The following is a 1,550-nucleotide window of genomic DNA, read 5'->3' as shown; positions in this document are numbered from 1 at the left end:
GTTAGTGTAAGGTTTTCCTAGATGGTCAATAAAATTCTAGGAATATTCATTTTGAGTTGAATATATAGAAAAAGACCTGTAGCCTTTTAATCGACGAAGATTAAAGGAAAGGATACAGGTCTTTCATGTATATTTTAGCAGATTTTATTGAATCATTGGGAAATTTAGACAGTTTATTTGATTTAGAGGAGCAGGTAATTCTTCATCTTAGGAAGTCATTCCAGCTGGTTGTAGCTGAATATCTGAGGCAATTAGATGAAACACTCGTTCCATCAATTCCGGCAGAAAATACATTCATTAATCGACAGGCCAGAACAATTGAGTTTATGTTTGGCGCCGTGAATTTTGAAAGAAGATGTTATCTTCGACCCAATGGAAGTTATTACTTCCCGTTGGATGAACAACTTCAGTTGGAAGAAAGAAAAAGAATTTCACCTTATTTTAAAAGTGTCGTTGCCAAAATTGGGCAAACGACAACGATGAGAAATACGGCCGCAATGATCAATCTGGCAAGTCAGACGGATATTAGTGCCTGGTCAGTAGACCGAATTATCAGAGACATGGCAGATACCGTGAAGACAGAAGAAAAATCGTCCGAAGAGAAACTAGTTAAGAAACGAAAAGTTGAAAACTTAGTGGTTGAAGGCGATGCCTTTGAGATACACAAAATTAATCGACGAAGACAAGACGTCCACCATTACATTGTTTTTGAATCAGGATTAGATGGAACAAGATCAAACAAAGTTGAGTTTGTTGGTATCAATCAAAAAAAGGTTCAAAAACGAGTAACTGACTACATTGAGAAGTATTATAAAATCAGTGAAATGACCGTGTTTACAGCAAGTGATGGTGGCCCAGGGTATAACCCGAAAAGTATGCGAGAAATAGTTCCGAGTGCTCAAAGAGTTGAATTTACTATCGATCGGTATCACTTTGTCAAAAAGATTAAACAAACCTTTGGTTTATTTAATCCATTGGTTGATAAGGCCGTTAAGAGCGTTAGCCTGTATGATCAGAATCAGTTAAACGTTATTTTAGATACATTTGAGTCGCAAATTAAAACTGATAAGGAACTTGAGAGCCTAAGGGTCCTAAGACAATATTTGGCAAGAAATTGGCAGTTTATAAAGTCTCCACACGATCGTGGCTTCATGAGGGTCGGCAAATTGGGATCCGTTGAAAGCTCACACAGAGCGTACACGTATCGAATGAAAAAGCAAGGCAAAGTATGGTCCGAAAAGGGCCTTGAGGCTATGTTGAAATTAATTGAAGCTCGGGTAAACGGTAAGCTAGATAAATACTTACGTGGTGGTTTAAGAAAGTTACAAGAGCTAACGATTGAGATCGCTACGGAATCATTGAAGACGTTGAGTTCAGCTCAGCTGAGCAACAAGCACCATTCTAAGCATATTGGAGTTCTTTCAGGTAAAATACCAGTTGATGCCCCAACAAGTAGCCCTATCGGAGCAATGGCAAAAATATTTTCAAACTAATTATTGTGTATAAATATTTGGTTGATTATAAGGCACCTAGGAAAACTTGACACATAC

The 1,550-nt window shown here is 37.7% G+C and carries 1 protein-coding gene; it reads left to right on the top strand.

The features are described 5' to 3' along the window. Positions 1–125 precede the first annotated feature (125 nt). Positions 126–1,493, top strand: a complete 1,368-nt coding sequence (locus IV84_RS10360) for an ISLre2 family transposase (protein WP_046872291.1) — start codon at positions 126–128, stop codon at positions 1,491–1,493. Positions 1,494–1,550: the final 57 nt, after the last annotated feature.

Origin of the sequence: Pediococcus damnosus, assembly GCF_001437255.1 — a bacterium.
Lineage (GTDB): Bacteria > Bacillota > Bacilli > Lactobacillales > Lactobacillaceae > Pediococcus > Pediococcus damnosus.
The sequence above is the reverse complement of the archived record's forward strand: the minus strand, read 5'-3'. Positions and strand labels throughout refer to the sequence as shown.

Coding starts and splice junctions, on each gene's coding strand:
- IV84_RS10360 (WP_046872291.1), top strand. CDS start 126: ATGTATATTTTAGCAGATTTTATTGAATCATTGGGAAATTTAGACAGT.